The organism is Streptomyces sp. NPDC000941, assembly GCF_053599555.1.
Genome location: NZ_JBSFMM010000128.1, coordinates 1 through 23,362, shown reverse-complemented (window position 1 = coordinate 23,362; position 23,362 = coordinate 1). Strand labels below are relative to the sequence as shown.

Annotated in this window: 23 protein-coding genes and 1 pseudogene; 6 read left to right on the top strand and 18 right to left on the bottom strand. The window is 72.4% G+C overall.

Annotated elements, in window-relative coordinates:
- Window positions 1-515: 515 nt before the first annotated feature.
- Both ACWDSL_RS33150 and pdxH read right to left on the bottom strand, forming a co-directional pair.
- Window positions 516-1,010: pseudogene (locus ACWDSL_RS33150) on the bottom strand (PAS domain-containing protein); the annotation flags it as partial.
- A gap of 570 nt (window positions 1,011-1,580) precedes the next feature.
- Complete coding sequence (gene pdxH / locus ACWDSL_RS33145; protein ID WP_450491662.1) at window positions 1,581-2,279, bottom strand: pyridoxamine 5'-phosphate oxidase; 699 nt, start codon at window positions 2,277-2,279, stop codon at window positions 1,581-1,583.
- Between the two features lie 274 nt (window positions 2,280-2,553).
- Between pdxH and ACWDSL_RS33140 the strand changes: the two genes are divergently transcribed.
- Complete coding sequence (locus tag ACWDSL_RS33140; protein WP_089508342.1) at window positions 2,554-3,654, top strand: citrate synthase 2; 1,101 nt, start codon at window positions 2,554-2,556, stop codon at window positions 3,652-3,654.
- Here ACWDSL_RS33140 and ACWDSL_RS33135 read toward each other — a convergent pair.
- The 12 genes from ACWDSL_RS33135 to ACWDSL_RS33080 all read right to left on the bottom strand — a co-directional run bounded on the left by ACWDSL_RS33135 (window position 3,651) and on the right by ACWDSL_RS33080 (window position 15,558).
- A complete protein-coding gene (locus ACWDSL_RS33135; RefSeq protein ID WP_450491661.1) occupies window positions 3,651-4,343 on the bottom strand; it encodes a TetR/AcrR family transcriptional regulator in 693 nt (230 codons plus the stop codon). The genes ACWDSL_RS33140 and ACWDSL_RS33135 overlap by 4 nt on opposite strands.
- Entirely contained in the window at window positions 4,340-5,236 is an 897-nt protein-coding gene (locus ACWDSL_RS33130; RefSeq protein WP_450491660.1) for an enoyl-CoA hydratase family protein, read from the bottom strand. The genes ACWDSL_RS33135 and ACWDSL_RS33130 overlap by 4 nt, the downstream gene beginning before the upstream one ends.
- Window positions 5,233-6,819 (bottom strand): 4-coumarate--CoA ligase family protein, encoded by a 1,587-nt coding sequence (locus tag ACWDSL_RS33125; RefSeq protein ID WP_450491659.1) that lies wholly within the window; start codon window positions 6,817-6,819, stop codon window positions 5,233-5,235. The genes ACWDSL_RS33130 and ACWDSL_RS33125 overlap by 4 nt, the downstream gene beginning before the upstream one ends.
- Window positions 6,820-6,861: 42 nt before the next feature.
- Window positions 6,862-8,019 carry an acyl-CoA dehydrogenase family protein gene (locus ACWDSL_RS33120; RefSeq protein WP_450491658.1) on the bottom strand — a complete coding sequence of 386 codons (1,158 nt, stop codon included), beginning with the start codon at window positions 8,017-8,019 and terminating at the stop codon, window positions 6,862-6,864.
- Between the two features lie 187 nt (window positions 8,020-8,206).
- Window positions 8,207-10,138 (bottom strand): acetyl/propionyl/methylcrotonyl-CoA carboxylase subunit alpha, encoded by a 1,932-nt coding sequence (locus ACWDSL_RS33115; protein WP_450491670.1) that lies wholly within the window; start codon window positions 10,136-10,138, stop codon window positions 8,207-8,209.
- Window positions 10,139-10,155: 17 nt separating this feature from the next.
- A complete protein-coding gene (locus ACWDSL_RS33110) occupies window positions 10,156-11,766 on the bottom strand; it encodes an acyl-CoA carboxylase subunit beta (protein ID WP_450491657.1) in 1,611 nt (536 codons plus the stop codon).
- Window positions 11,763-13,481: an acyclic terpene utilization AtuA family protein gene (locus ACWDSL_RS33105; protein WP_450491656.1), complete on the bottom strand. Its 1,719-nt coding sequence runs from the start codon at window positions 13,479-13,481 to the stop codon at window positions 11,763-11,765. Before ACWDSL_RS33105 ends, ACWDSL_RS33110 begins: the two co-directional genes overlap by 4 nt.
- Window positions 13,478-14,281 carry a TIGR03084 family metal-binding protein gene (locus tag ACWDSL_RS33100; RefSeq protein ID WP_450491655.1) on the bottom strand — a complete coding sequence of 268 codons (804 nt, stop codon included), beginning with the start codon at window positions 14,279-14,281 and terminating at the stop codon, window positions 13,478-13,480. The genes ACWDSL_RS33105 and ACWDSL_RS33100 overlap by 4 nt, the downstream gene beginning before the upstream one ends.
- 160 nt (window positions 14,282-14,441) lie before the next feature.
- Window positions 14,442-14,732, bottom strand: coding sequence for a hypothetical protein (locus tag ACWDSL_RS33095; RefSeq protein ID WP_358704641.1), 291 nt, complete (start codon window positions 14,730-14,732; stop codon window positions 14,442-14,444).
- Between the two features lie 135 nt (window positions 14,733-14,867).
- A complete protein-coding gene (locus tag ACWDSL_RS33090; protein ID WP_450491654.1) occupies window positions 14,868-15,119 on the bottom strand; it encodes a hypothetical protein in 252 nt (83 codons plus the stop codon).
- Window positions 15,116-15,328, bottom strand: a complete 213-nt coding sequence (locus ACWDSL_RS33085) for a hypothetical protein (protein WP_450491653.1) — start codon at window positions 15,326-15,328, stop codon at window positions 15,116-15,118. The genes ACWDSL_RS33090 and ACWDSL_RS33085 overlap by 4 nt, the downstream gene beginning before the upstream one ends.
- 71 nt (window positions 15,329-15,399) lie before the next feature.
- The gene (locus ACWDSL_RS33080) at window positions 15,400-15,558 is read right to left on the bottom strand and encodes a hypothetical protein (protein ID WP_353588541.1); all 159 of its coding nucleotides are present in this window, start codon (window positions 15,556-15,558) and stop codon (window positions 15,400-15,402) included.
- A 33-nt stretch (window positions 15,559-15,591) separates the two neighbouring features.
- Here ACWDSL_RS33080 and ACWDSL_RS33075 point away from each other — a divergent pair, with 33 nt between their 5' ends.
- The 3 genes from ACWDSL_RS33075 (at window position 15,592) to ACWDSL_RS33065 (ending at window position 17,909) form a co-directional block, all read left to right on the top strand.
- Window positions 15,592-16,215: an SDR family NAD(P)-dependent oxidoreductase gene (locus ACWDSL_RS33075; protein ID WP_450491652.1), complete on the top strand. Its 624-nt coding sequence runs from the start codon at window positions 15,592-15,594 to the stop codon at window positions 16,213-16,215.
- Window positions 16,216-16,486: 271 nt separating this feature from the next.
- Window positions 16,487-17,251: an alpha/beta fold hydrolase gene (locus ACWDSL_RS33070; RefSeq protein ID WP_450491651.1), complete on the top strand. Its 765-nt coding sequence runs from the start codon at window positions 16,487-16,489 to the stop codon at window positions 17,249-17,251.
- A 100-nt stretch (window positions 17,252-17,351) separates the two neighbouring features.
- Window positions 17,352-17,909, top strand: coding sequence for a GNAT family N-acetyltransferase (locus ACWDSL_RS33065; RefSeq protein ID WP_450491650.1), 558 nt, complete (start codon window positions 17,352-17,354; stop codon window positions 17,907-17,909).
- 154 nt (window positions 17,910-18,063) lie between these two features.
- Here ACWDSL_RS33065 and ACWDSL_RS33060 read toward each other — a convergent pair whose 3' ends face one another.
- The gene (locus tag ACWDSL_RS33060) at window positions 18,064-19,494 is read right to left on the bottom strand and encodes an MFS transporter (RefSeq protein WP_450491649.1); all 1,431 of its coding nucleotides are present in this window, start codon (window positions 19,492-19,494) and stop codon (window positions 18,064-18,066) included.
- A gap of 96 nt (window positions 19,495-19,590) precedes the next feature.
- Between ACWDSL_RS33060 and ACWDSL_RS33055 the strand changes: the two genes are divergently transcribed.
- Window positions 19,591-19,869, top strand: coding sequence for a glutaredoxin domain-containing protein (locus tag ACWDSL_RS33055; protein ID WP_450491648.1), 279 nt, complete (start codon window positions 19,591-19,593; stop codon window positions 19,867-19,869).
- 50 nt (window positions 19,870-19,919) lie between these two features.
- Here ACWDSL_RS33055 and ACWDSL_RS33050 read toward each other — a convergent pair whose 3' ends face one another.
- Window positions 19,920-20,804: a dihydrodipicolinate synthase family protein gene (locus ACWDSL_RS33050; RefSeq protein ID WP_450491647.1), complete on the bottom strand. Its 885-nt coding sequence runs from the start codon at window positions 20,802-20,804 to the stop codon at window positions 19,920-19,922.
- Between the two features lie 271 nt (window positions 20,805-21,075).
- Entirely contained in the window at window positions 21,076-21,510 is a 435-nt protein-coding gene (locus tag ACWDSL_RS33045; protein WP_450491646.1) for an Lrp/AsnC family transcriptional regulator, read from the bottom strand.
- A 97-nt stretch (window positions 21,511-21,607) separates the two neighbouring features.
- On the opposite strand from ACWDSL_RS33045, the gene ACWDSL_RS33040 reads away from it, so the two are divergent.
- The gene (locus ACWDSL_RS33040; protein ID WP_450491645.1) at window positions 21,608-22,543 is read left to right on the top strand and encodes an SMP-30/gluconolactonase/LRE family protein; all 936 of its coding nucleotides are present in this window, start codon (window positions 21,608-21,610) and stop codon (window positions 22,541-22,543) included.
- A 7-nt stretch (window positions 22,544-22,550) separates the two neighbouring features.
- Here the strand turns inward: ACWDSL_RS33040 and ACWDSL_RS33035 are convergent.
- A partial coding sequence (locus tag ACWDSL_RS33035; RefSeq protein WP_450491644.1) for a (Fe-S)-binding protein occupies window positions 22,551-23,362 on the bottom strand: 812 nt, incomplete at its 5' end.

Here is a 23,362-nt window from a genome sequence, read left to right as displayed (position 1 = left end):
TCAGGGCTGCCCCGGTCAGGGCTGCCTCGGTCAGGGCCTGGACCGCCGGGCCGACCGCCCGGCGGGGCGTCCAGGACCAGGTCGATCAGGGCGTGGTCGGCGAAGCCCGCGAGCGCGAAGTCCAGGTGGACGGTGGCCGCCTCGGCCGGGTCCTCGCATTCGGCCGCCGCGCGCGCCGCGCGGTGCAGCTGATTGCCGCGGAAGCGCAGCCGCGAGCCGTCCATCTCGTGGCGCTTGAGCTCCGTCACGTCCTGGAAGATCCACGCCACGCCGAGCGGCACCGGCTCCTCCGCCAGCGGCGAGGCCAGCCGCAGAAAGCCGCTGCGCCAGCAGCGCCGCGCGGCGGCGCCGTCACCGGCCCCGCCGCCCGCTCCGTCTTTGGCCGCACCGCTCCGTAAACCTCTGAAGCCCTCACCGGCTTCCCGCAGGCTCACCCACAGCTCCGTGGGCGCCGGGGGCGCGCCCTCCGCCAGGACGTGCTGGAGCGCGCTCTCCAGCTCCTCAAGGCCCTGGTCGAGCAGTTCTCCCAGCGGGCGCCCCAGCGCCGCCGTACGGCCCGTGCGCAGCGCGCGCGCCGCGTTCTTGTTGACGATCGCGGGGCGCAGATCGGCGTCGACCAGGACCACGTTCCACGAGGCGTCGTCGAGCAGGGCCTCGCTGAGCGCTATCGAACGCTCCAGGTCGATCTGCGTATGCACCTCGCTGAACGCGCAGTACACCCCGCCCGGCCGGCCGTCCGCCCGCGGCACCGCCGAGGACTGGGTGCGCACCAGGACCCGGCCGCCGTCCTTGGTCAGCAGCGCGAACTCGTGCACCTGGCGCCCCTGGGCGTCCATCGCGGCCATCAGCCGCGCCTCCACCTCGCGCGCGTCCGCCGCCCGCACCGCCCACCCCGCGAGCCCCTTGCGGCCGACGGCCTCCCGCGCCGACCAGCCGAGGATGCGCTCGGCCTCGCGGTTCCAGTGGGTGACGGTGCCCTCGGCGTCGAAGGCGCACAGGGCCGCGTCCATGCCGTCGAGCAGCGCGGCGAGCAGCCCCGAATCGTCCTCCGAGTCGGCCGCGGGCCCGGGCGTCCCGGCCTCGCCGGCTCGCGGCTGCGTCGGAGCGGATGGCACGGCACGAGCCGGCTGTACGGGCTCGGAACGTCGCGAAGCGCTCACCGGACACCCCCTGGTTGACCTGGCAGCCACGGCCGCGTGCGGTGGTGCACGCCGTGACATTCAACTCGAACGTGACGCGCGCCACACCGGATTCCGCTAAATCGTTGCGTCCCGGAAATTCACTTGTGGCGTGGCGGACCGGTTCTTAGGGTGTGGAGCACACGAGAAGGGAGGTGGTTCGGCAGATGTATCAAATCCGGACGCGTGAGGTGACTGCGGGCTAGCAGTCCGTCGTCGCGCTCAGCGCATTCGCCGGACCGGCGCACGAGAGATGTGCGCAGCCGGCCAATCCCAAGCAGTCACCCGACCCGTGGGTCGCCGGTACGTCCGACCGGCTCCCCTCGCGCCTCACGGCGCAAGGGAAAGACCCACGGGTCGTCTGCGTTTCCCCCGCCCTACCCGCCCTGCGTTTTCGCCCCGCTACGGGCTCAGGCGCTCCACCCGCCAGCCCTCGCCGCCCGGGCCCGGGACGTACCGCAGCCGGTCGTGCAGCCGGTTCTCCCGGCCCTGCCAGAACTCCACCGCGTCCGGCACCACCCGGAAGCCGCCCCACTCCGGCGGCACCGGCACCTGCTCCCCCGGCGGATAGCGGTCCGCCAGCTCGCCGTACGCCCGGTCCAGCTCCTCCCGCGAGCCCACCACCGAGGACTGCGCGCTCGCCCACGCCCCCAGCTGCGATCCGTGCGGCCGGGTCCTGAAGTACGCCGCCGTCTCGTCCCGGCCGGTCCGCCGCGCCGTGCCGGTGATGATGACCTGGCGGGCGATCGGGTGCCAGGGGAAGAGCAGCGAGACGTACGGGTTCTCGGTGAGCTCACGGCCCTTGCGCGAGTTGTAGTTGGTGTAGAAGACGAACCCGCGCGTGTCGAAGCTCTTCATCAGCACCGTGCGGGAGCTGGGCCGCCCGGCGGCGTCCGCCGTCGAGACCACCATGGCGTTGGGCTCGAACAGACCGCTCGCCACGGCCTGCTCGAACCACCGCGTGAACTGCCCGTACGGATCGGCCGCGAGCTCGCGCTCGGCGATCCCCTCCGCGCGGTAGTGCTCGCGCATGGCGGCCGGGTCGTAGGTGCGCGCGGCCGGACGCGCCGAGAATTGCGGGTCAACGTGAGGCACGCGCATATCTTGCAACATCAACGCCGCGCCTCAAGTACTGCCCGTACGGGCGAATCCCCTCCCCCTTCCGGTCGCCCGGTAACCCTTTCCGCGGGTGACGGGACCTGTGCCGCTTCTCACGCTTCCCCGTGGGTACCTCAGAGACCAGACTGTGGCAGACCATCGCCCGTCGCGCGGGCCGTACGGTCGCGTACCCGGCGCGGCCGGATGACACTCGTCCGCACGGGGCATCACCAGGGTGACCGGTACGGACCGCGAGCCGCGCACGAGGAGCCGCCTGATGTCCGACTTCGTACCCGGACTCGAAGGAGTCATCGCGTTCGAGACGGAGATCGCCGAACCCGACAGGGCGGGCGGCGCGCTCCGCTACCGAGGCGTGGACATCGAGGACCTGGTGGGCCATGTCTCCTTCGGGAACGTGTGGGGGCTGCTGGTCGACGGCGCGTTCAACCCCGGTCTGCCCGCGGCCGAGCCGTTCCCCATCCCGGTCCACTCCGGCGACATCCGCGTCGATGTGCAGTCCGCGCTGGCCATGCTCGCGCCCGTCTGGGGCCTCAAACCGCTGCTGGACATCGACGAGGCGGAGGCCCGCGAGGACCTGGCGCGCGCGGCCGTGATGGCGCTGTCGTACGTCGCCCAGTCGGCCCGCGGCCAGGGCCTGCCGATGGTCCCGCAGCGGGAGATCGACAAGGCGGAGACCGTCGTGGAGCGCTTTATGCGGCGCTGGCGCGGCGAGCCCGACCCCAAGCACATCGCCGCCGTCGACGCGTACTGGACCTCGGCCGCCGAGCACGGCATGAACGCCTCGACCTTCACCGCCCGCGTCATCGCCTCCACCGGCGCCGATGTCGCCGCCGCGCTCTCCGGGGCGGTCGGCGCCATGTCGGGGCCGCTGCACGGCGGCGCGCCCTCCCGCGTGCTGCACATGATCGAGGAGATCGAGCGCACCGGCGACGCCACCGCGTACGTCAAGCAGGCCCTGGACCGCGGCGAGCGGCTGATGGGCTTCGGGCACCGCGTCTACCGCGCCGAGGACCCGCGCGCCCGTGTGCTGCGGCGCACCGCCCGGGACCTGGGCGCGCCGCGCTTCGAGGTCGCCGAGGCGCTGGAGCGGGCGGCCCTGGACGAGCTGCACAACCGGCGGCCGGACCGGGTGCTGGCCACCAACGTCGAGTTCTGGGCGGCCATCGTCCTGGACTTCGCGGAGGTCCCGGCACACATGTTCACCTCCATGTTCACCTGTGCCCGCACCGCCGGGTGGAGCGCGCACATCCTGGAGCAGAAGCGCACCGGCCGCCTCGTACGCCCCTCCGCCCGCTACACCGGCCCCGGCCCGCGCAGCCCGCACGACATCGAGGGCTTCGGGGACACCACCCGCTAGCGCGGAGCGCGCAGCGCGTCGTCGAGGATCCGCGCCCACTGCGCCACCACCCGGTCGCGGCGGGCGCGGTCGTCGGTGAGGATGTTGGCGAGCCCGAGGCCGCGGGCCATGTCCAGGAAGCCCTGAACGGACTCCCGTACGCCCGGCACGCTCTCGTCGGCGCCCAGCAGCTCCACCGCCATCCGGTGGGTCTCCCGGCCGATCCGCGCCTCCAGGGCGGCCACGCGCGCGCCGAGCTGTTCCTCGTACGAGGCCACCACCCACAGCTGGAGCGCGGCCCGGAACAGCGGACCGGTGTACAGATCGACCAGGCCCCCGGCCAGAACCCAGACCACATCCGCGACCCGGGCCGCCTGGCCCTCGGCCGCCCCGCCGGCCCCGCCGGCCCCGCCGCGCTCCCGCTCGCGGACGTGCAGGGCGCGCAGGGCGGCCGAGCGCTCGGTGGCGACGTGCTCCACCGCGGCCGTGAACAGGTCCTCGCGGGTCGGGAAGTGGTGCTGGGCCGCGCCCCGCGACACCCCCGCCCGCTCGGCCACCACCGCCACCGTGGACCGGGTCCAGCCGTGCTCGGCCAGGCAGGCCACGGCGGCCTCAAGCAGCCGCCGGCGGGTGGCGCGGCTGCGGTCCTGCTTGGGGTCGCGCAGCGCGGTACGCGGTGGCGTACGCGGCGGGGTACGGGCCGGGGTCACCGTGCCTCCCCGCCGCCGGGCGCGCCTTGCCCTGCCGGGTCTTGTCCGGCCGGGTCTTGTCCGGCCGGGTCTTGTCCGGCCGGGTCTTGTCCGGCCGGGTCGCCCGCCGCCAGGTCCGACACCCACGCCGGATCCCGTCGTTCCAGGAAGGCCGTCATGCCCTCGCGGGCCTCGGCCGAGGCGAACAGCGCCGCGGACCGCTCCGCCAGCCGGTCCGTCCCCCGGGCGAAGGCCGCCAGCACCTCCGCCGTGACCAGCCGCTTGGACTCGGCGAGCCCCTGCGGGGAGCCGCGCCGCAGCCCGTCGAGGACCGGCGCCAGCAGCTCGTCGACATCTCCCGCCGGGTCTGCCGCCCCGTCCCCCGCCGGAGTCCCCAGCGTCACCAGGCCGATCCGCGCCGCCTCGGCCGCGTCGAACCGCTCCCCCGTCAGGTAGTAGCGGGCCGCCGCGCGCGGGTCCAGCCGGGGCAGCAGCGGTATGGAGATCATCGCGGGCGCGAGCCCCAGCCGGGCCTCGGTGAAGGCGAAGCTCGCGCCCCCGCCCGCCGCCGCGATGTCGCACGCGCCCAGCAGCCCCAGACCGCCCGCCCTGACATGCCCGGTCACCCGGGCCACCACCGGCTTCGGCAGCTCCACGATCGACCGCAACAGCGCGACCAGGTTCAGCGCCGCCGACCGCGTGGGCGGCTCGCTCAGGTCCGCGCCCGCGCAGAACGTGGTGCCGGTGTGGGTCAGCAGCACCGCCCGCGTGCCGCCGTCACGCCCGGCCGCCGCCAGCGCCTCGCTCAGCTCGGCGACCAGCCGCGAGGAGAGCGCGTTGCGGTTGTGCGGCGAGTCGAGGGTCAGCGTGGTGACGCCGCGTGCGTACGCGTGCCGTACGAGAGCATCTGTCATGGGGCCTTCGCACTCCCTTCCCTGGCGCGCAGCTCACGCCTGAGGATCTTGCCGGTGGCCGAGCGCGGCACGGCGTCCGTGAACTCCACACGGCGCACCTTCTTGTACGGGGCCACCCGCCCGGCAACGTAATCGATCACTTCGTCCCCCGACAGCTCGGCCCCGGGCCCGAGCACCACATACGCCTTGGGGATCTCGTTGCCGTCCGCGTCGTGGACCCCGACCACCGCCGCGTCCACGATCGCCTCATGGGCGAGCAGCACGGCCTCCAGCTCGGCGGGGGCGACCTGGTACCCCTTGTACTTGATCAGTTCCTTGACCCGGTCCACCACATACAGCCAGCCGTCGGCGTCCACATGCCCGACGTCGCCGGTGCGCAGCCAGCCCTCCGCGTCGACCATCGCCTCCGACTCCGCCGCCCGGCCCAGATACCCCTTCATCACCTGCGGCCCCCGGATCAGGATCTCGCCGTCCTCCCCGACCCCCAGGTCCCGCCGCTCCCCCGCCGTCTCCACGATGCGCATCTCGGTGCTCGGCAGCAGCTTGCCGACCGTGCCGGGCGGCACGTCCCGCGCATGGCGCGGCACCATATGGCAGCCCGGCGACAGCTCCGTCATCCCGAAGGCCTGCAGCAGCAGCGGAATCCCCAGCCGCCGTGCGCACGCCTGGGCCAGCTCGGCGTCCAGCGGCGCCGCCGCGCTCATCACATACTGCAGCGACGACAGGTCGTATCCGGCGACCGCCGGGTGCTTGGCGAGGGCCAGCACGATCGGCGGCGCCACGTACAGGGCGGTCGCCCGGTGCTCCTGGATCGCCGCGAGAAACTTCTCCACATCGAAGCGCGGCAGCACGATCACCGTCGCGCCTTCCCGCAGCGGCGCGTTCACCAGCGCCGTCAAACCGTAGATATGGAAGAACGGCAGCACCGCCAGGATCCGGTCCCCGGGCCCCGTCGGCACCACCGGATGCAACTGCGTCAGATTCGTGGCCAGGTTGCGATGCGTCAGCATCACGCCCTTGGGGGTCCCTGTCGTCCCCGACGAGTACGGCAGCACCGCGACGTCCTCGCCCGGGTCGATCTCCACCACCGGCTCGGGCGCCGTGCACTCCAGCATGTCCCCGATCGACCTGTGCCCCGGCGCCGCATCGCAGACGAACACCTCGCGCACCCCGCCCGCCCGCTCCCCGGCGCGCCGGGCCATGCCCAGCAGCGCCGAGGCGGTGACGATCCACTCCGCCTTCGCATCGCGCAGCTGCGCCGCGAACTCGTCCGCCGTCGCCAGCGGATGCACCGTGGTCACCGCCGCGCCCACGCGCGTCACGGCGTAGAGCACCACCGGGTACAGCACCGAGTTGGGGCTGTGCAGCGCCACCACATCCCCCTGGCGCACCCCCGCCTCCGCGAACGCCGCCGCGAGCCGCCGCGTGGCGCGGTCCAGCTCCGCGTAGCTCAGCGCCGTGCCGCGCACCCCGTCGACCAGCGCGGGCAGCTCGCCGAACTCGGTGCTCGCCCGCGCCAGTACGGCCTCGTGGATGGGCAGGTCCAAGAGCGGGACATCCGGGTACTCACTGCGCCACGCCATCGCGGATCCCTCCGTAAGTCCTGAAGTCCTGGTCCGTCAGGGTCAGTACGACTTGGGCAGCCCGAGCGTCTGGTGCGAGACGAAGTTGAGGATCATCTCCCGGCTGACCGGCGCGATCCGCGCCACCCGTGCGGCCGTGACCAGCTTCGCCAGCCCGTACTCCACCGTCAGGCCGTTCCCGCCCAGCGTGTGCACCGCCTGGTCCACCGCCTTCACCGCCGCCTCCCCCGCCGCGTACTTCGCCATGTTCGCCGCCTCCCCCGCGCCCGCGTCGTCGCCCGCGTCGTAGAGGTGGGCCGCCTTGGCCATCATCAACCGCGCCAGCTCCACTTCGATATGGGCCTGCGCGAGCGGATGCGCCACGGCCTGGTGCGCGCCGATCGGCTCCTTCCACACCTGGCGTACGCGCGCGTACTCCACGGCCTTCGCCAGCGCGTACCGGCCCATCCCCAGCGCGAACGCCGCCGTCATGATCCGCTCCGGGTTGAGCCCCGCGAACAGCTGAAGCAGCCCCGCGTCCTCGTCCCCCACCAGCGCCTCGGCGGGCAGCGGCACATCGTCGAGCACCACCTCGAACTGCTTCTCCGCCGCCGCGAGCTCCATCGGGATGTGCCGGTACGAGAAGCCGGGCGTCCCGCGCTCCACGATGAACAGACACGGCTTGAGCTTGCCCGTCCGCGCGTCCTCCGTACGGCCCACGATCAGCGTCGCGTCCGAGATGTCCACCCCCGAGATGAACACCTTCCGGCCGGTCAGCAGCCAACCGCCGTCGGGGGCGCGGCGGGCCGTGGTCGTGATGCGGTGCGAGTTGGATCCGGCATCGGGCTCCGTGATGCCGAACGCCATCGTCTTGCTGCCGTCCGCCAGACCCGGCAGCCAGGTGCGCTTCTGCTCCTCCGTACCGAAGCGGGCGATCACCGTGCCGCAGATCGCGGGCGAGACGATGAGCATCAGCAGCGGGCAGCCGGCGGCGCCCAACTCCTCCAGGACGATGGACAGCTCGGCGATGCCGCCGCCTCCGCCGCCGTACTCCTCGGGCAGGTTCACGCCGAGATAGCCGAGCTTGCCGGCCTCGGCCCACAGCTCGTCTGTTTTGTCGTTGTCGCTGCCGTAGCGCTTGGCGAAGGCCGCTACGGCGGAGCGGAGGGCGGTGCGTTCAGGGCCGTCTACGAGGGGGCTGGTGCTCGGGTCGTGGGTCATGTGCGGCTCCTCCCGGGTGCGGGCTTCTGGTTTCGGTGCGCTGTACGGGGCGGGGCCGGGGCCTCCGGGGCTGTCACCCTGGACCGCATATTTACGGCGCCGGTGCCCCGAAGCGCGGAGCGGGACGGAACTTGGCGCCACAAATATGCGTAAGCGTCCAGGGCACCACCCCTGCACCCCCGTCCCCTCACGTCTCGTTCACCACCGCCAGCACCGCCCCGACCTCGACCTGGCGGCCCGGGGTGGCGTGCAGTGCGGAGAGCACACCGGCGGCGGGTGCCGTGACCCGGTGTTCCATCTTCATGGCCTCCAGCCACAGGATGGTTCGCCCGGCCTCGACCCGGTCGCCGACCGCCACTTCGGCCAGGCGGACGACCGTGCCCGGCATGGGGGCCAGCAGCGAGCCCGGTTCCGTACGGGCCGTGGGGTCGGGGAAGCGGGGCAGGGCGGTGAAGGTGTGGGCGCCGAGGGGTGAGTCGACACATACCTGTGTGCCGTACGCGGCGACGTCGAACGGGCGCCGTACGCCGTCTACTTCCAGGACGACGTGGTGGGGACCGGCCTCGATGAGGCGGGTGTTCGGGTGGTCGTCGGCTTTGAGGCCGTCGCGGGTCAGGCGGTAGTGGATTTTGTGCTCGGTGTTGTCGGGCTCCGAGCGGTAGGTCTTGAGCTGCGGCTGCGACGGTACGTTGCGCCACCCGCCGAGCCGCCCGGCCACGGTCCCGGCACCTGTCGTGGGGCGCTGTGCCGCGTCGGCCAGGGCTGCGGCCAGGGCGGCGAGCGGGACGGTCGACTCGTCGGCGGTGGTCAGGTCCTTGAGATGCCGTTCGAGGAAGCCCGTGTCCATGCGGGCGTCCTGGAACTCGGGGTGGCGCAGGGCGCGTACGAGCAAGTCCCGGTTGGTGACCGGCCCGTGCAGCCGGGCCCGCTCCAGGGCGTGCGCGAGGCGGCGTACGGCCTCGGCCCGGGTGGGGGCCCAGGCGATGACCTTGGCGAGCATCGGGTCGTAATGGACGGTGATGTCGTCGCCGTCGGCGAGCCCCGAGTCGATGCGCAGCCCCGGGCCCTCCGCCACGGCCAGCCGGTGCATCGTGCCCGTCCCCGGTCGCCACCCCGCCGCCGGGTCCTCCGCGTACAGGCGGGCCTCCACCGCGTGGCCGTGGGGCCGGGGCGGCTGCGCGGGCAGGGGTTCGCCTTCGGCGACGCGCAGTTGCAGCGCCACCAGGTCCACCCCGTACACGCACTCGGTCACCGGATGCTCCACCTGGAGCCGCGTGTTCATCTCCAGGAAGTGGGGTTGCCTGTTCTGTCCTATGAGGAACTCCACCGTCCCCGCCCCCCGGTACCCGATCGCGCGCGCCGCGCCGACCGCCGCCTCGTCGAGGGCGTGGCGCAGCTCGTCGGTCAGCCCGGGGGCCGGGGCCTCCTCGATGACCTTCTGGTGGCGGCGCTGGAGGGAGCAGTCGCGGGTGCCCAGCGCCCAGACTTCGCCATGTGCGTCGGCGAGGATCTGCACCTCGACATGGCGGGCGCCCTCGACGTACGGCTCCAGGAACACCTCCGCGTCGCCGAAGGCGGACAGCGCCTCCGCGCGGGCGGAGGTCAGCTCGGCCGGGAGGGCCGCCAGGTCGTGGACCACGCGCATCCCGCGCCCGCCGCCGCCCGCCGCCGCCTTGACGAGGAGGGGCAGGTCGTCGGGTGTGGCCTGGTCCGGGTCGACGGGGGCGAGGAGCGGGACGCCGGCCGCGCGCATGAGGTCCTTGGCGCGGGTCTTGGAGGCCATGGCCTCGATCGCCTCGGGCGGCGGCCCGATCCACCGCAGGCCCGCGTCGATGACGGCGCGCGCGAAGTCGGCGTTCTCCGAGAGGAAGCCGTAGCCGGGGTGGACGGCGTCGGCCCCGGCGGCGAGGGCGGCCTCGACGATGAGGTCGGCGCGCAGATACGTGTCGGCGGGCGCGGCGCCGGGGAGCCGTACGGCCGCGTCGGCCTCGCGCACGTGGGGCGCGGCGGCGTCGGGGTCGGAGTGGACGGCGACGGTCGCGATGCCGAGTTCGCGGCAGGTGCGGAAGATACGGCGGGCGATTTCCGCGCGGTTGGCGACGAGGAGGGAGCGGATCACGGGTATCACGGGTTTCCTCACATCCGGAAGACGCCGAAGCCGCCGCGCGCGCCCTCGACGGGGGCGGTGTGGATCGCGGAGAGGCACAGGCCGAGGACGGTGCGGGTGTCGCGGGGGTCGATGACGCCGTCGTCGTACAGCCGCCCGGAGAGGAACAGGGGCAGCGATTCGGACTCGATCTGCTGCTCCACCATGGCGCGGAGGGCGGCGTCGGCGTCCTCGTCGTACGGCTGGCCCTTGGCGGCCGCGGACTGGCGGGCGACGATCGACAGCACGCCGGCCAGCTGCTGGGGCCCCATGACGGCCGACTTGGCGCTGGGCCAGGCGAAGAGGAAGCGGGGGTCGTAGGCCCGGCCGCACATGCCGTAGTGGCCGGCGCCGTACGAGGCGCCGATGAGGACGGAGAGGTGGGGGACGCGGGAGTTGGAGACCGCGTTGATCATCATGGCGCCGTGTTTGATGATCCCGCCCTGCTCGTACTCGCGGCCCACCATGTAGCCGGTGGTGTTGTGGAGGAAGAGGAGTGGGATGTCGCGCTGGTTGGCGAGCTGGATGAACTGGGCGGCCTTCTGGGACTCGGCCGAGAACAGCACGCCCTGGGCGTTGGCGAGGATCCCGATCGGATAGCCGTGGAGGGTGGCCCAGCCGGTGGCGAGGCTGGGGCCGTAGCGCGGCTTGAACTCGTCGAAGTCGGAGGCGTCGACGATACGGGCGATGACCTCGCGGGGGTCGAAGGGGGTCTTGAGGTCGTCGGGGACGATGCCGAGGAGTTCGTCGGGGTCGTGTTTCGGCGGCTCGGCGGGGCCCGGGTCGGGGTGCGCCTTGCGCCAGTTGAGGCGGGCGACGACGCGGCGGGCCTGGCGGATGGCGTCGGGCTCGTCGAGGGCGAAGTAGTCGGCGAGCCCGGAGGTGCGGGCGTGCATCTCGGCGCCGCCGAGGGATTCGTCGTCGCTCTCCTCGCCGGTGGCCATCTTGACCAGGGGCGGGCCGCCGAGGAAGACCTTGGACCGCTCCTTGACCATGATCACGTGGTCGGACATCCCGGGGATGTACGCGCCTCCGGCCGTGGAGTTGCCGAAGACGACGGCGATGGTGGGGATGCCGTCGGCGGACAGCCGGGTCAGATCGCGGAACATGGCGCCGCCGGGGATGAAGATCTCCTTCTGGCTGGGGAGATCGGCGCCCCCGGACTCGACGAGGCTGATGACCGGGAGGCGGTTGGCACGGGCTATCTCGTGGGCGCGCAAGGACTTCTTGAGGGTCCAGGGGTTGCTGGCCCCGCCCCGTACGGTCGGGTCGTTGGCGCTGATCAGGCACTCGACGCCCTCGACGACGCCGATGCCGGTGACGACCGAGGCGCCGACGGGGTAGTCGCTGCCCCAGGCGGCGAGCGGGGAGAGTTCGAGGAAGGGTGTGTCGGGGTCGAGCAGCAGCTCGATGCGCTCGCGGGCGAGGAGCTTGCCGCGCTTGCGGTGGCGGGCGACGTACTTCTCGCCGCCTCCGGCGAGGGCTTTCGCGTGCTCGGTTTCGAGCTCGGCGAGCTTGGTGAGCATCGCCTCGCGGTGGGCGGCGTAGTCGGAGCCGTGGTCGGCGCCGTGCGGGTCGAGGGCGGAGGCGAGGACGGTCACAGCAATTCCTCCGGTATGTCGAGGTGACGCGAGCGCAGCCACTCGCCGACGGCCTTGGCCTGCGGATCGAACCGGGCCTGGGCGGCCACGCCCTCGCCGAGGAGACCGTCCACGACGAAGTTGAGTGCGCGCAGGGCGGGGAGGGTGTGGCGGGTGATGGGGAGGCCTTCGGTCTCGGGGAGCAGCGCGCGGAAGCGGTCGGGGGTGAGGGTGTGGACCAGCCAGCGCCAGGCGTCGTCGGTGCGGGCCCAGACGCCGACGTTCGCGGCTCCGCCCTTGTCGCCGCTACGGGCCCCGGCGACCAGGCCGAGCGGGGCGCGCCGGGTGAGGCGGCCGGGCGGGAGCGGGGGCGGCAGGGGCGGTTCGGGGACGGGGGCGAGGGGGGTGGTGGTGGCGGGTGGGGGGATGGGCGTGCTGGTGCCGTCGGGGAGTACGGCGATGTGCGGGACGTCGGTGGTGGGGGTGTGCGCCGTTTCGAAGACGCCGTACGGGGAGCCCTTGCCGGGCGGCGCGGTCACATGGAAGCCGGGGTACCCGGCGAGCGCCAACTCGACGGCGGCGCCGCTGACCGCGCGGCCGATCTTCTCCGGGTCCGGGTCGCGGACGGTGAGGCGGAGCAGGGCGCTGGCGGTCTCTTCGGTGTCGGCGTCGGGGTGGTCGGTGCGGGCGAGGGTCCAGCGCACCTCGGCGGGGCGGCGCTTGGAGCCTTTGGTGAGGGCCGCCTCCATCTGGTCGCGTACGAGGGCGGCCTTGGGGTGGATATCGAGGCCGGTGAGCACGAACACGACCTCGTTGCGCCAGCCGCCGATGCGGGTGAGGCCCACCTTGAGCGACGGCGGAGGCGGCTCGCCCTTCACCCCGTGGATCCGGACCCGGTCCGGGCCGTCCTGGGTCAGCCGTACGGTGTCGAGCCGGGCGGTGACGTCCGGCCCGGCGTAGCGGGCGCCCGCCGTCTCGTAGAGAAGCTGGGCGGTGACAGTGCCGACGGTCACCGCGCCGCCCGTGCCGGGGTGTTTGGTGATCACGCAGGAGCCGTCGGGGTGGATCTCGGCCAGTGGGAAGCCGGGGCGGCGTATGTCGTGCTCTTGGAAGAAGGCGTAATTGCCCCCGGTGGCCTGGGCCCCGCACTCCAGGATGTGCCCGGCCACCACCGCCCCGGCAAGCGCGTCCCAGTCGTCCGCCCGCCACCCGAAATGCGCGGCGGCGGGCCCGGTGACCAGCGCGGCGTCGGTCACCCGCCCGGTGACGACGATGTCGGCGCCGGAGCGGAGGCAGGCGGCGATTCCGGCGCCGCCGAGGTAGGCGTTGGCGGTGAGGGTGTGCTGCGGCCAGTCGTGGGTGGTGCGGAGGTCGTCGCCGGTGACGTGGGCGATGCGAGTGGTTAGGCCCTGCTTGTCGGCGGCGGTACGTATCGCGTCCGCGAGCCCGGCCGGATTGAGCCCGCCTGCGTTGCTGACGATCCGCACGCCGCGCTCCAGGGCGAGGGGCAGGGTGTCACCGAGCTGGCGGAGGAAGGTGGTCGCGTAGCCGCGCGCCGGGTCCTTCTGGCGCTCCCGGCCGAGGATGATCATGGTCAGCTCGGCGAGATAGTCGCCGGTCAGCACGTCGAGGGGGCCGTTGGTCAGCATCTCGCGCATGGCGTCGAAGCGGTCGCCGTAGAAGCCGGAGCAGTTGCCGATGCGGAGGGGTGGCGGGGTGGCCGGCACCGGGGTCATGCGGGGCCCTCGGTGGTACGGCCCGGGGCCCGGCCCTTGCCCGGCGGCCCCGCGAAGGCCTGGGCGATGTCCAGCCACCGCTCCGCGTCCGGCCCTTCGGCCCGGACCGCCAGGTCCGCGCGGTGCGCGCGCTGGGTGACCAGCAGGCAGAAGTCCAGCGCGGGCCCGGTCACCCGCTGGGGCGCGTCCTCGGGCCCGTACGTCCACAGCTCCCCGTCCGGGGCGCGGAGTTCGACCCGGAACTCCTCGGCGGGCGGCTCAAGACCGCGCACCGCGTACGCGAAGCCCCGCGCCCGTACGCCGATCCGGGCCACATGCCGCAGCCGGGCGGTGGGCGCGCGGCCCACGCCCAGCGCGTCGGCGACGTCCTGCCCGTGCGCCCAGGTCTCCATCAGCCGGGCGGTGGCCATGGACGCGACGCTCATCGACGGCCCGTACCACGGCACCCGCGCCCCGGCGGGCTGCCCGGCCAGTACGCGCCGCAGCCGCTCCCGCCCCTCCCGCCAGCGCCGCAGCAACTCCGCGGGCGGCTGCGCCGCGCCCGCCTCGGCGGCCTCGTCCACGAACGTGTCCGGCTCGGCGGCGGCCTTCCGCACCTCGGCCGCGAACCCCGCCGGGTCCGTGGCCGCCTGCGCGGCCCGCTCGTCGGTCCAGGCGAGATGGGCGATCTGATGCGCGATCGTCCAGCCCGCAGCGGGCGTCGGCGCGGCCCACGCCTCCTCCGCGAGCCCGGCCACCAGGCCGTCCAACTCCTCGTCTTCGGCCAGCAGATCGCCGAGCACGACCTCCGTATCGGACACGCTGCGCTCCCGTCGTGTGGGGTCCCTGTCGTGCGTCCCGGGAAGGGAGCGTGGCAGTGCGCCAAGAAACAATCAAGCACGCTTGCATGATTCAGCGGACTAGCCGCGCTGATGCGCGAAAACCTCCTTCACTCCCCGCCTTACGCTGCGACAGCGATGGCTACGGCGTGAAACGGACGGTGACGTTCGCCCAGCCGTCCGGGCTCTCGTAGTGCCATGCGCTGGTTTCGTCGGCGGACAGCATCGCTTCGGAGTACAGGGCTCCGACGAGAAGTTTCCAGGGCTCGTCTCGCTCGGCGGCTCCTCCGTGGGACAGATCTCGCAGCGAGTCGTCGGCGGCCCTCAATACGGCTGTGCGGATGTCGAAATAGCGCGCACGGTCGACTGCTCCCGTGCTGACGCCGGACCTACTGATGAACGCCCATTCGGCGTGCCAGGGTCCATCTGCCATGGTTGATCACCGATCTGGCGAAGCGCTCCCGGCGACTTTGCGGTGAGTATGAGACAGAGACACGCCGTGACGTCGGCGTGTCGCCGTCCGATACTCACCGCAAACTCGGGCGCCGGTGGCGCGGGGGGGCGGCGTCTATGCGGGGGCGATGCCTCGTTGGCGCTGGGCGTGGAGCTGGGCGATGGCCCGTAGCTGCCGCCGTTCGTACGGGGTAGCCGGGCGTACCGAGGCACAGTGCGACCGCCATTCGAGGCCCGTAGGACGGGTGAGGCACACCATGGGCCCGTCGAAGTCGGTGATCGTCCCGGGCATTTCGTAACGCCGGTCGTAGACCACCATGCCAACCGCAAGACTGGGCAGGACCTTGGTCCAGTCCCCGCCGCTCACCGCTTCCCCTTGGCACGGCATCGGGCGCACGGGAACGGGCACGGCGGCAGGTCGGCCCCCGGTGGGATGAACACGATGCCGGAGCGCAGGTCCAGCGCCCCGCCGTACCGCGTCCACCACCCTTCGGGGGAACCTTCGTACGGGGTGCCTGCGTACGGGGTGCCTGCGTACGGGGTGCCTGCGTACGGGGCCGCGGCGTCCGTATCCATGGCCATCTTGACGGCGAACGTGTCCGTTCCCCACGGGCTTGGCGCATCGCACCTGCTGTCCGATGCGTGGTTCACGTCGACCCCCGCCCCAGATGCTGGGCGATCTGTTCGCCGAGGGCGGCGGACTGCTGCCACAGTTCCTCAAGGGTCGGGCGGTCGTCGCTGCCCTTCTGCTGCCCGCCCTGTCCCTGCGGTCCGTCGTCCTGTCCCTGCTCCGGCGGGTGCGTCATCGGGGAATCCATCTACGCCGCCACCTTCACGCCGTGGATCAGGCGCGGCCCGACATCGACCCCGTGCACGGCCAGCCGCAGCGCCCGCCGCCGCTGCCGCGCAAGCCGACGCTCGGCGCGCTCCAACACGTCACCTCGCCCACGAGCATCAACCATGCCGTCCGGCAAGGCATTGAGCGGTCAGGTCGGATCGATGTACTGGTGAACGACGCCGGAGTCGCACTCGATGGATCCCAGCGCGCCATCGGCGCGGACTACCGGATTGTCCAGGAAACCTGGGAGACGAACCTGCTGGGCACATGGCGTGTGGCCGACGCCGTCATCCCCCACATGGTCACGGCAGGCTACGGCCGAGTGGTCAACCTGAGCAGCAACCTCGCATCGCTCACTGAGATGACCGAAGACCAGGAGCCCGCCTACCGCGTCTCCAAAGCCGCAGTCAGCGCCCTGACACGTGTCCTGGCGGCTGACCTCCGCGAGACCGGAGTCCTGGTCAACGCCGCATCGCCAGGCTGGACCCGCACCGACATGGGCGGGCCCAGAGCACCGCGCAGCGTGGAGCAGGGAGCCGACACGCCGGTCTGGCTCGCCACACTTCCCCCAGGAGACACAACGACCGGCGGCCTGTTTTACGACCGTAAACCGCTGCCCTGGTAAGAGCACCACACACCGAGGAGTTGCGCGAGCGCACCTCGCCCGACGACTTGGACGCTCTCGGAGGGAACTTCTTCTTCCCACAGATCAGGCAGGCGTACTACAGCGTCGAAGCATGCGTCCTACTCGGCAACAGCACCTCCCCGACCGACAGCGCGAGCCTCGTGCGGCGCGCGGAGGTTTGCCGGTTTCACGATCCCAGAGAGGGCTTGCAGCGCGGGTCGGCGCCAATATGTGGTGTCCTCGGGACGTGGTGTCCGTTACCGTCCGCCGGATGACTCTTTCTCACGATGTGTCAGGGGACGGTCCTGCCCTGGTGCTGCTGCATTCCTCGGTGTGTGACCGGCGCATGTGGGACCCGCAATGGCCGGTGCTGGTCGATGCCGGGTACCGGGTGGTCCGGTGCGACTTCCGGGGGTTCGGCGACTCCCCGGTGGCGGACCGCCCGTACGGCGACGCCGGGGACGTCACGGACCTCCTGGAGCACCTGGGCATCGGGCAAGCCGCAGTGGTCGGAGCCTCGTACGGCGGACAGGTGGCTCTGGAGGTGGCCGCGACCCGTCCGGAGGCGGTCACGGCCCTGGTACTGCTGTGCTCCGCGATGCCCGGGCATGTGCCCGGCGCCGCGCTGCGGTCCTTCGCCGAGCGGGAGGAGGCGCTGTTCGAGGCCGGGGACCTCGCGGGGGCCGTCGAGCTGAACGTGGAGACGTGGCTGGGTCCGGAAGCCGGTGACGAGACCCGGGAGCGGGTCCGCCGGATGCAGCGGCACGCGTTCGAGGTGCAGTCGGCGGCAAAGGAGGAGTTCACTCCGGCCGAGGCGCCGGTCGACCTTGCGCGGATCAAGGCACCCTGCTTGGCCGTGTCGGGCGCGCACGACCTGGCGGACTTCCGTGAGATCGCCGCCCGCCTGCCGGAGCTGATCCCCGGCGCCCGCCACCTGGAACTGCCCTGGGCCGCCCACCTGCCGGGCCTGGAGCGGCCCGGCGCGGTCGCCGACCTGCTGACGCAGTTCCTCCGCGAGACAGTCCTCGGCAACTGAAGGCGCCACGGCCAAGGAGGCCGTCAGGCGGCAGGACCACGCCAAGATCAAGACGGACCTAAGGGAGTCCTACGAGACGCCAGCGGTAGAGTGCCCCGACATGCATCCGGTCAGGCGCGACGACGCACGGCTCAGCCTCCGTGAATTGACCATTGACGACGTAGATCCAGTACTGGCCATCTACGGCAGCCCGGAAGCTACTGAGCACCTCAGCTTCACCCCGCGTTCGCGGGAGGAAGTCGGCGGCATCGTCGCGCGGTCCATCACCTCGGCAACCGCGAAACCCCGCGAGGAATACGCACTCGCCGTCGTCGAGCGCGACGGCGGCGAGCTCGTTGGATTCGCCCGCCTGGCAATCGACCCGCATCAGCAGCGCGCTGCGACCATGGGCTTCGCGCTGCGCCCCGACGCTTGGGGGGTGGGGTACGGCCGGGAAACTGTGCAATTGGTGCTGTCTCTCGCTTTCGATGACCTGGATCTTCATCGCGTATGGGCGGCTCGCGCACCGCTGAACACGGCATCCGAGAAGACGTTGCTGGCGGTGGGGATGACCGAAGAAGGCCGCATCCGCGGGCACGTGTACGTCCGCGGTGCATGGCGCGACTCCATCGTCTACGGAATCCTCCATGAAGAGTGGGCCCACGGCCGGGATTCATAGCATCACTGACAGGAGCGGTTACGCGGCACGATCCGGGCACGGGTTGCCGGGACACGGCGCCTGGCAACCCGTTCCCGGCGGCTGTCACAGTCGCCAAATTTTCGGCGGTGATGTCGGCGCTGCGTACGGACGGAGCCGCCGCTGCCCGTCTTGCTCAGCCGGGACCGCTGTCGGCCAAGGTCGGCTCACCAGCAGTGGTGGCAGCGGCCACCACCCTGCCGCCTGTACTGCGGGCACGCCCCGCCAGCAGGGCGATCACTAGGGGCGGCAGAAGCAGCAGCCCGAAGGCGGCCCCGTAACCGGCCGTCGTGGACGCGCCCGTCGCCACGCAGGTGTTGAGTGCGGCGAAGGCGAGGGCCATCACCGTGACCTGGCCGAGGTTCTGGCTGGTCTGCATCGCGCTGCTGGTGTGGCCCAGCCGACCGGACGGGCTGTGTGAGAGCGACAGCACCGTCAGGGACGGGGCCAGCAGCCCCATGCCGGCGGCCGCGACGGGCATGGTGGAAGCGGCGAGGAGCACCGGTCCCCTGGTGAACGTCCCCACCACGGCGAGCCCGACCGCCACCGCCATCACCAACGCCCCTGCCCCGGCCAGCAGATGCCGGGGCCGGTTCTCCAGCAGCCGCCCCTGCACCCACGAGGCGCCGGCCCACATCACGGCGGCGCCCGTGAACGCCAGCCCGATCAACACCGCGGGCGCGCGCCGTTCATTGATCAGCATCAGGGGGACCAGCGCCTCGACCGTGAAGTACGTGCCCGACGACAGCCCGCGCAGCAACACCGTCGTCGGCAACCCCCGCGCGGCGTTCCACGTACCCGAGGGCAACAGCCGCGGCGCGAACAACACGAGCAACCCCAACCCCGCGGCCACGAAGAGCAGATGGCGCACGCCCCAGCCCGACACCCCGTACTGCCCCAGCGCCGCTCCCAGGCTCACCGCCGCCGCGATCAGCAGCGGCGGGCGTGACGGGTGGCCGTCCGACGGCGCCGCCCCCGGCAGGGCAGCGCCGCGCAACACGACCACCAGCGCCAGCGCCGGCAGCAGGGTCGCCGCCGCCAGCCCGAAGAACACCACCCGCCAGGACCACCACTCCGACACCAGCCCGGCCAGCGGCGGGCCCGCCAGCGAGGGGATGATCCAGCACGAGCTCATCAGGGCCAGCGCGCGCGGCCGCAGCCGTTCCGGATAGGCCTGCCCGATCGCGGCGTCGACCGATACCGCGACCATTCCGGCCGCCAGCCCATCCAGGAAGCGCCCGGCCGCGAGCTGCCAGACGGAGACGCTGGACCCCGAGACCAACAAGGTGACCACCGTGAGCCCCACCCCCGCCGCCAGCGGCCTGCGCGCCCCCGAACGGTCCGCCCAGTGGCCGCCCAGCACCCCACCCAGCAGACTCGCCGTCACAAAGCACCCCGCGACCACGGGGAACAGGGCCACCCCGCCCAGGTCCCTGGCCGCGGTCGGCAGGGTCGGCACCACGGCGAGCGCGGCGAACCCGGTCAGGAACATCACCGCCGCGAAACTGGCGGTGGCGGCCGCGTACGTCCGGGAGAACAGCCCCTGCGCCTTCGAAGCTTCGATCACGAGCGCGCAAGCTAATTGGTACGCACCAAGCTGTGCCACTGGTTTTCATGGGAGGCTCGGCCGCGGGCTGCGGCGTGTCGGCGGAGAGGGAGTTCGGTGGTCGAAGACCAGGAGGGCGTGGTCGTCTACTGGCGGCCCATGTGCCCGTACTGCATGAAGCTGCGCCTGCGGCTGCGGTTCACGGGGTTGCGGTATACCGAGGTGAACATCTGGAGAGACCCCGAGGCGGCGGCGTTCGTCCGCTCGGTCGCGGACGGGAACGAGACCGTGCCGACCGTGACAGTCGCCGGGCGGGCGATGGTGAACCCGTCGAAGAAGCAGCTGATGGAGGCGGTCGCGGCGCACGCACCGCATCTGCTGTCCAAAACCGGCTGACACCCGGACGCCGCCCCGCCCCGTGGCGGGATTTGCCGCGAGCCCCCGCCTCAGCCCAGAAGCTCCCGCCCCAGTGCCTCGATCGCCGCGGCGGTCCGCTGGTCCGGGTCGCCGACGGCCATACGGGAGGTGCCGGCGGGGAGGCCGCGGGTGCGTTGGGCGTGTTTGATGCGGCCGATGCTGGGGCCGAGGAGGTCGACGGTGCGGTCGACGCGGGCCTGGAGGGCGGGCAGGTCGGCGGCCAGGGCGGTTGAGGTCAGGGCGGTGGACAGGGCGAGGAAGGGTTCCGGGAAGGCGGCCGAGCAGCCGGAGACGACGCCGGCGCCGCCCGCGGCGAGGACGTCGGCGAGGCGGCGGTCGTTGCCGGAGTAGACCTCGAAGTCCTCGGGGAGTTCGGCGCGGTAGGCCGCGACCTCGGTGGAGGGGGCGCCGCTCAGCTTGACGCCGGACAGGCGGCAGGAGGCGGCCAGTTCGCCGAAGAGGACCGGGTCGACCGTCAGGCCGCTGCGCTCCGGGAAGAGGTACGCGTACAGCTGGGCGGTGGGGGCGGCGTCGCGGATGCGGCTGAAGTACGTCAGGAGTTCGCCGGGGCTCGCCGGGAGGTAGTACGGGGTCAGCGCGGCCAGGCGGCGGGCGCCGGCGGCCACCGCCGCGCGGGCCAGGCGGGCGGCGCCGTGGGCGTCGGGGGCGCCGATATGGGCGATGACGGCGTCGGCGCCCGCCTCCGCCAGGGCGGTCTCGGTCAGCAGCATGCGCTCGCCGTCGCTGAGGGCGGGGAACTCGCCGGTTGTGCCCGCCACGAGCAGTTGTCCGGTGGTGCGGGCGGCGAACGCGTACTGGGCGCGGGCGGCGGGCAGGTCGAGGTCGCCGTCCGCGGTGAACGGGGTGGTCAGGGCGGTGACGACGGTGCGCTGGGCGGTGTGCTGAGCGGGCATGGTCCGGGTCCTTTCCTCGGCGGTGCGGGAGCGGGCGGTACGGGCCGGTACGGGGCCGGTGCTGGTGCCCGTGCCCGTGCTGGGTGGTGCTGAGGGGGTACGGAGCACGGCAGACCGTCATCGGTTAACCGTTGACACGAGCCCAGCCAATCTCGGCGGCACGGAAGGGGTGACGGTATGACGGGGTGACGGTACGACGTGGTGCGCGGGCCCGCCCGGCAGCTCCGGCGCCGGGTACGGCTCCCGCCCGGCCGGGCGCTCCGGCTGGGCCCTATGGAGTAACAGGGCGCTCGAAGAAGGTCTCGAGCACCATGGTGGCCTGAGTGCCGCTGACTCCCTCGATCGCGTACAGGCGGCGCAGCACGTCCTGGAGTTGCTCCGTCGTCGAGGTCCTGACCTTGAGCAGGACCGAAGCGCTGCCGGCGATGATGTGCGCTTCCTGGATCTCCGGAATGGCGGAGAACTGGTCGGCGGAGTCACCCACCCACTTCGTCGAGTCCACCATGACAAAGGCGAGCACACCCCGTCCGATCGCCGCGGGATCGACTTCGACGGCTGTCCGGCGGATGACGCCTCGCTCGCGTAGCTTGCGCACGCGTTCATGTGTTGCCCCCACGGACAGTCCAACGGCCTGCCCCAGCACCGCATACGGCCTTGAGGCGTCCTGCTGCAGGAGGGCAAGCAACTGCCGATCGACGTCGTCCAACGGATCCCCTTCAGAGAAGAGCTTGATCTACCGAATCTCATTCTGCATAGTTTGCATTCGTCAGATCAACATTCGAGGCGATGGTGAGGGTGGCGGCATGCCCGGCGATCAACCGCAGTTGTACGAGATCCTCGATGAGCGCTTCCGCACGGGCAGGTGCCATGCGGGCGACTCAAAGCTGGAGACCCTCTTCGAAGGCTCTCGCTGGGCCGAAGGTCCCGTCTACGTCCCGGCCGGGCGGTATCTGGTGTGGAGCGACATCCCCAACGACCGCCTGCTCCGCTGGGACGAGACCACCGGGGAGGTCGGCGTCTTCCGCTCACCCGCCGGTCACCCCAACGGCAACACCCTGGACAACGAGGGTCGCCTCGTCACCTGCGAGCAGGGCAACCGCCGTGTCACCCGCACCGAACACGACGGCTCGATCACCGTGATCGCCGACCGCTTCCAGGGCAAAAGACTCAACAGCCCGAACGACGCCGCCGCGAAGTCCGACGGCTCGATCTGGTTCTCCGACCCCGACTTCGGGATCACCAGCGACTACGAGGGCCATCGCGCCGAGAGCGAGATCGGCGCCTGCAACGTCTACCGCGCGGATCCGACCAGCGGCGAAGTACGGCTGGTCGCCGACGGCTTCCGCGGCCCCAACGGCCTCGTCTTCTCCCCCGACGAGCGTCGGCTGTACGTCTCGGACAGCCGGGCCAACCACATCCGCGTCTTCGACGTCCACGAGAGCGGCACCCTCACCGGCGGCGAGATCTTCACCGAGTGCGAGATCGGCAACTTCGACAACATCCGCTTCGACGACGGCGGCCGGCTCTGGGCCGCCGCCATGAGCGGCGGCGTGCACTGCTACCACCCGGACGGCACACTCCTCGGCCGCCTCCTGGTCCCCGACGTCGTCGCCAACATCCGCTTCGGCGGAGCCAAACGGAACCGCATGTTCATAGCTGCCGACACCGCGCTCTACTCCGTCGTCATGTCTGTCACCGGCACCCCGCCGCTGCCGACCGCACGTCGGTACCACGACTGACCGTGTCTCAGGGCAGCCGCTCGGCCAACACCTCCGCGAGGTGGCGGGCACGGCGGCCGGCCAGCTGCTCCAGCTGGGTACGGCAGGAAAAGCCGTCCGCGAGGACTTCGGCGGCGGGGTCGGCGGCCCGTACGGAGGGCAGCAGCTGCTCTTCCGCGCAGGCGACGGATACGTCGTAATGCCCCCGCTCGAAGCCGAAGTTGCCCGCCAGCCCACAGCAGCCGCCGCTCAGCTCGCCCGTCAGGCCCGCGCGGGCGCGCAGGCGGCGTTCCGCCGCGTCGCCGAGGACGGCGTGCTGGTGGCAGTGGGTCTGGCCGACGACGGGGCGGTCGGCCTTGGGGGGTTGCCAGTCGGGGGCGTGGTCCTCCAGGGCCTGGGCGAAGGTGGTGACGACGTCGGCGAGGCGGGCGGCGCGGGCGGCCTGCGGGTCGGCGGGGCCGAGGAGTTCGGGGAGGTCGGTGCGGAGGGCGGCGGTGCAGCTGGGTTCCAGGCCGACCACGGGGAGCCCGGCGTCCAGGGCCGGGGCCATGACGTCCAGGGTGCGCCGCATGACGGCCCGGGCCCGGTCGAGCTGCCCCGTCGACACCCATGTCAGCCCGCAGCACACCGGCTCGGGCGGTACGACCACCCGCAGCCCGGCCGCCTCCAGCACGGCGACGGCCGACCTGCCGACGGACGGGGAGAGGTAGTTGGTGAAGGTGTCGGGCCACAGCACGACCGTGGGGGCCTGCGCGCGGCCGCCGGCCCGCGCCACCTCGCCCGACCGCGGGGGCCGCCCGCCCGCCGGGGGGGGGGGGGGGGTTAGGTATAGCACCCCGC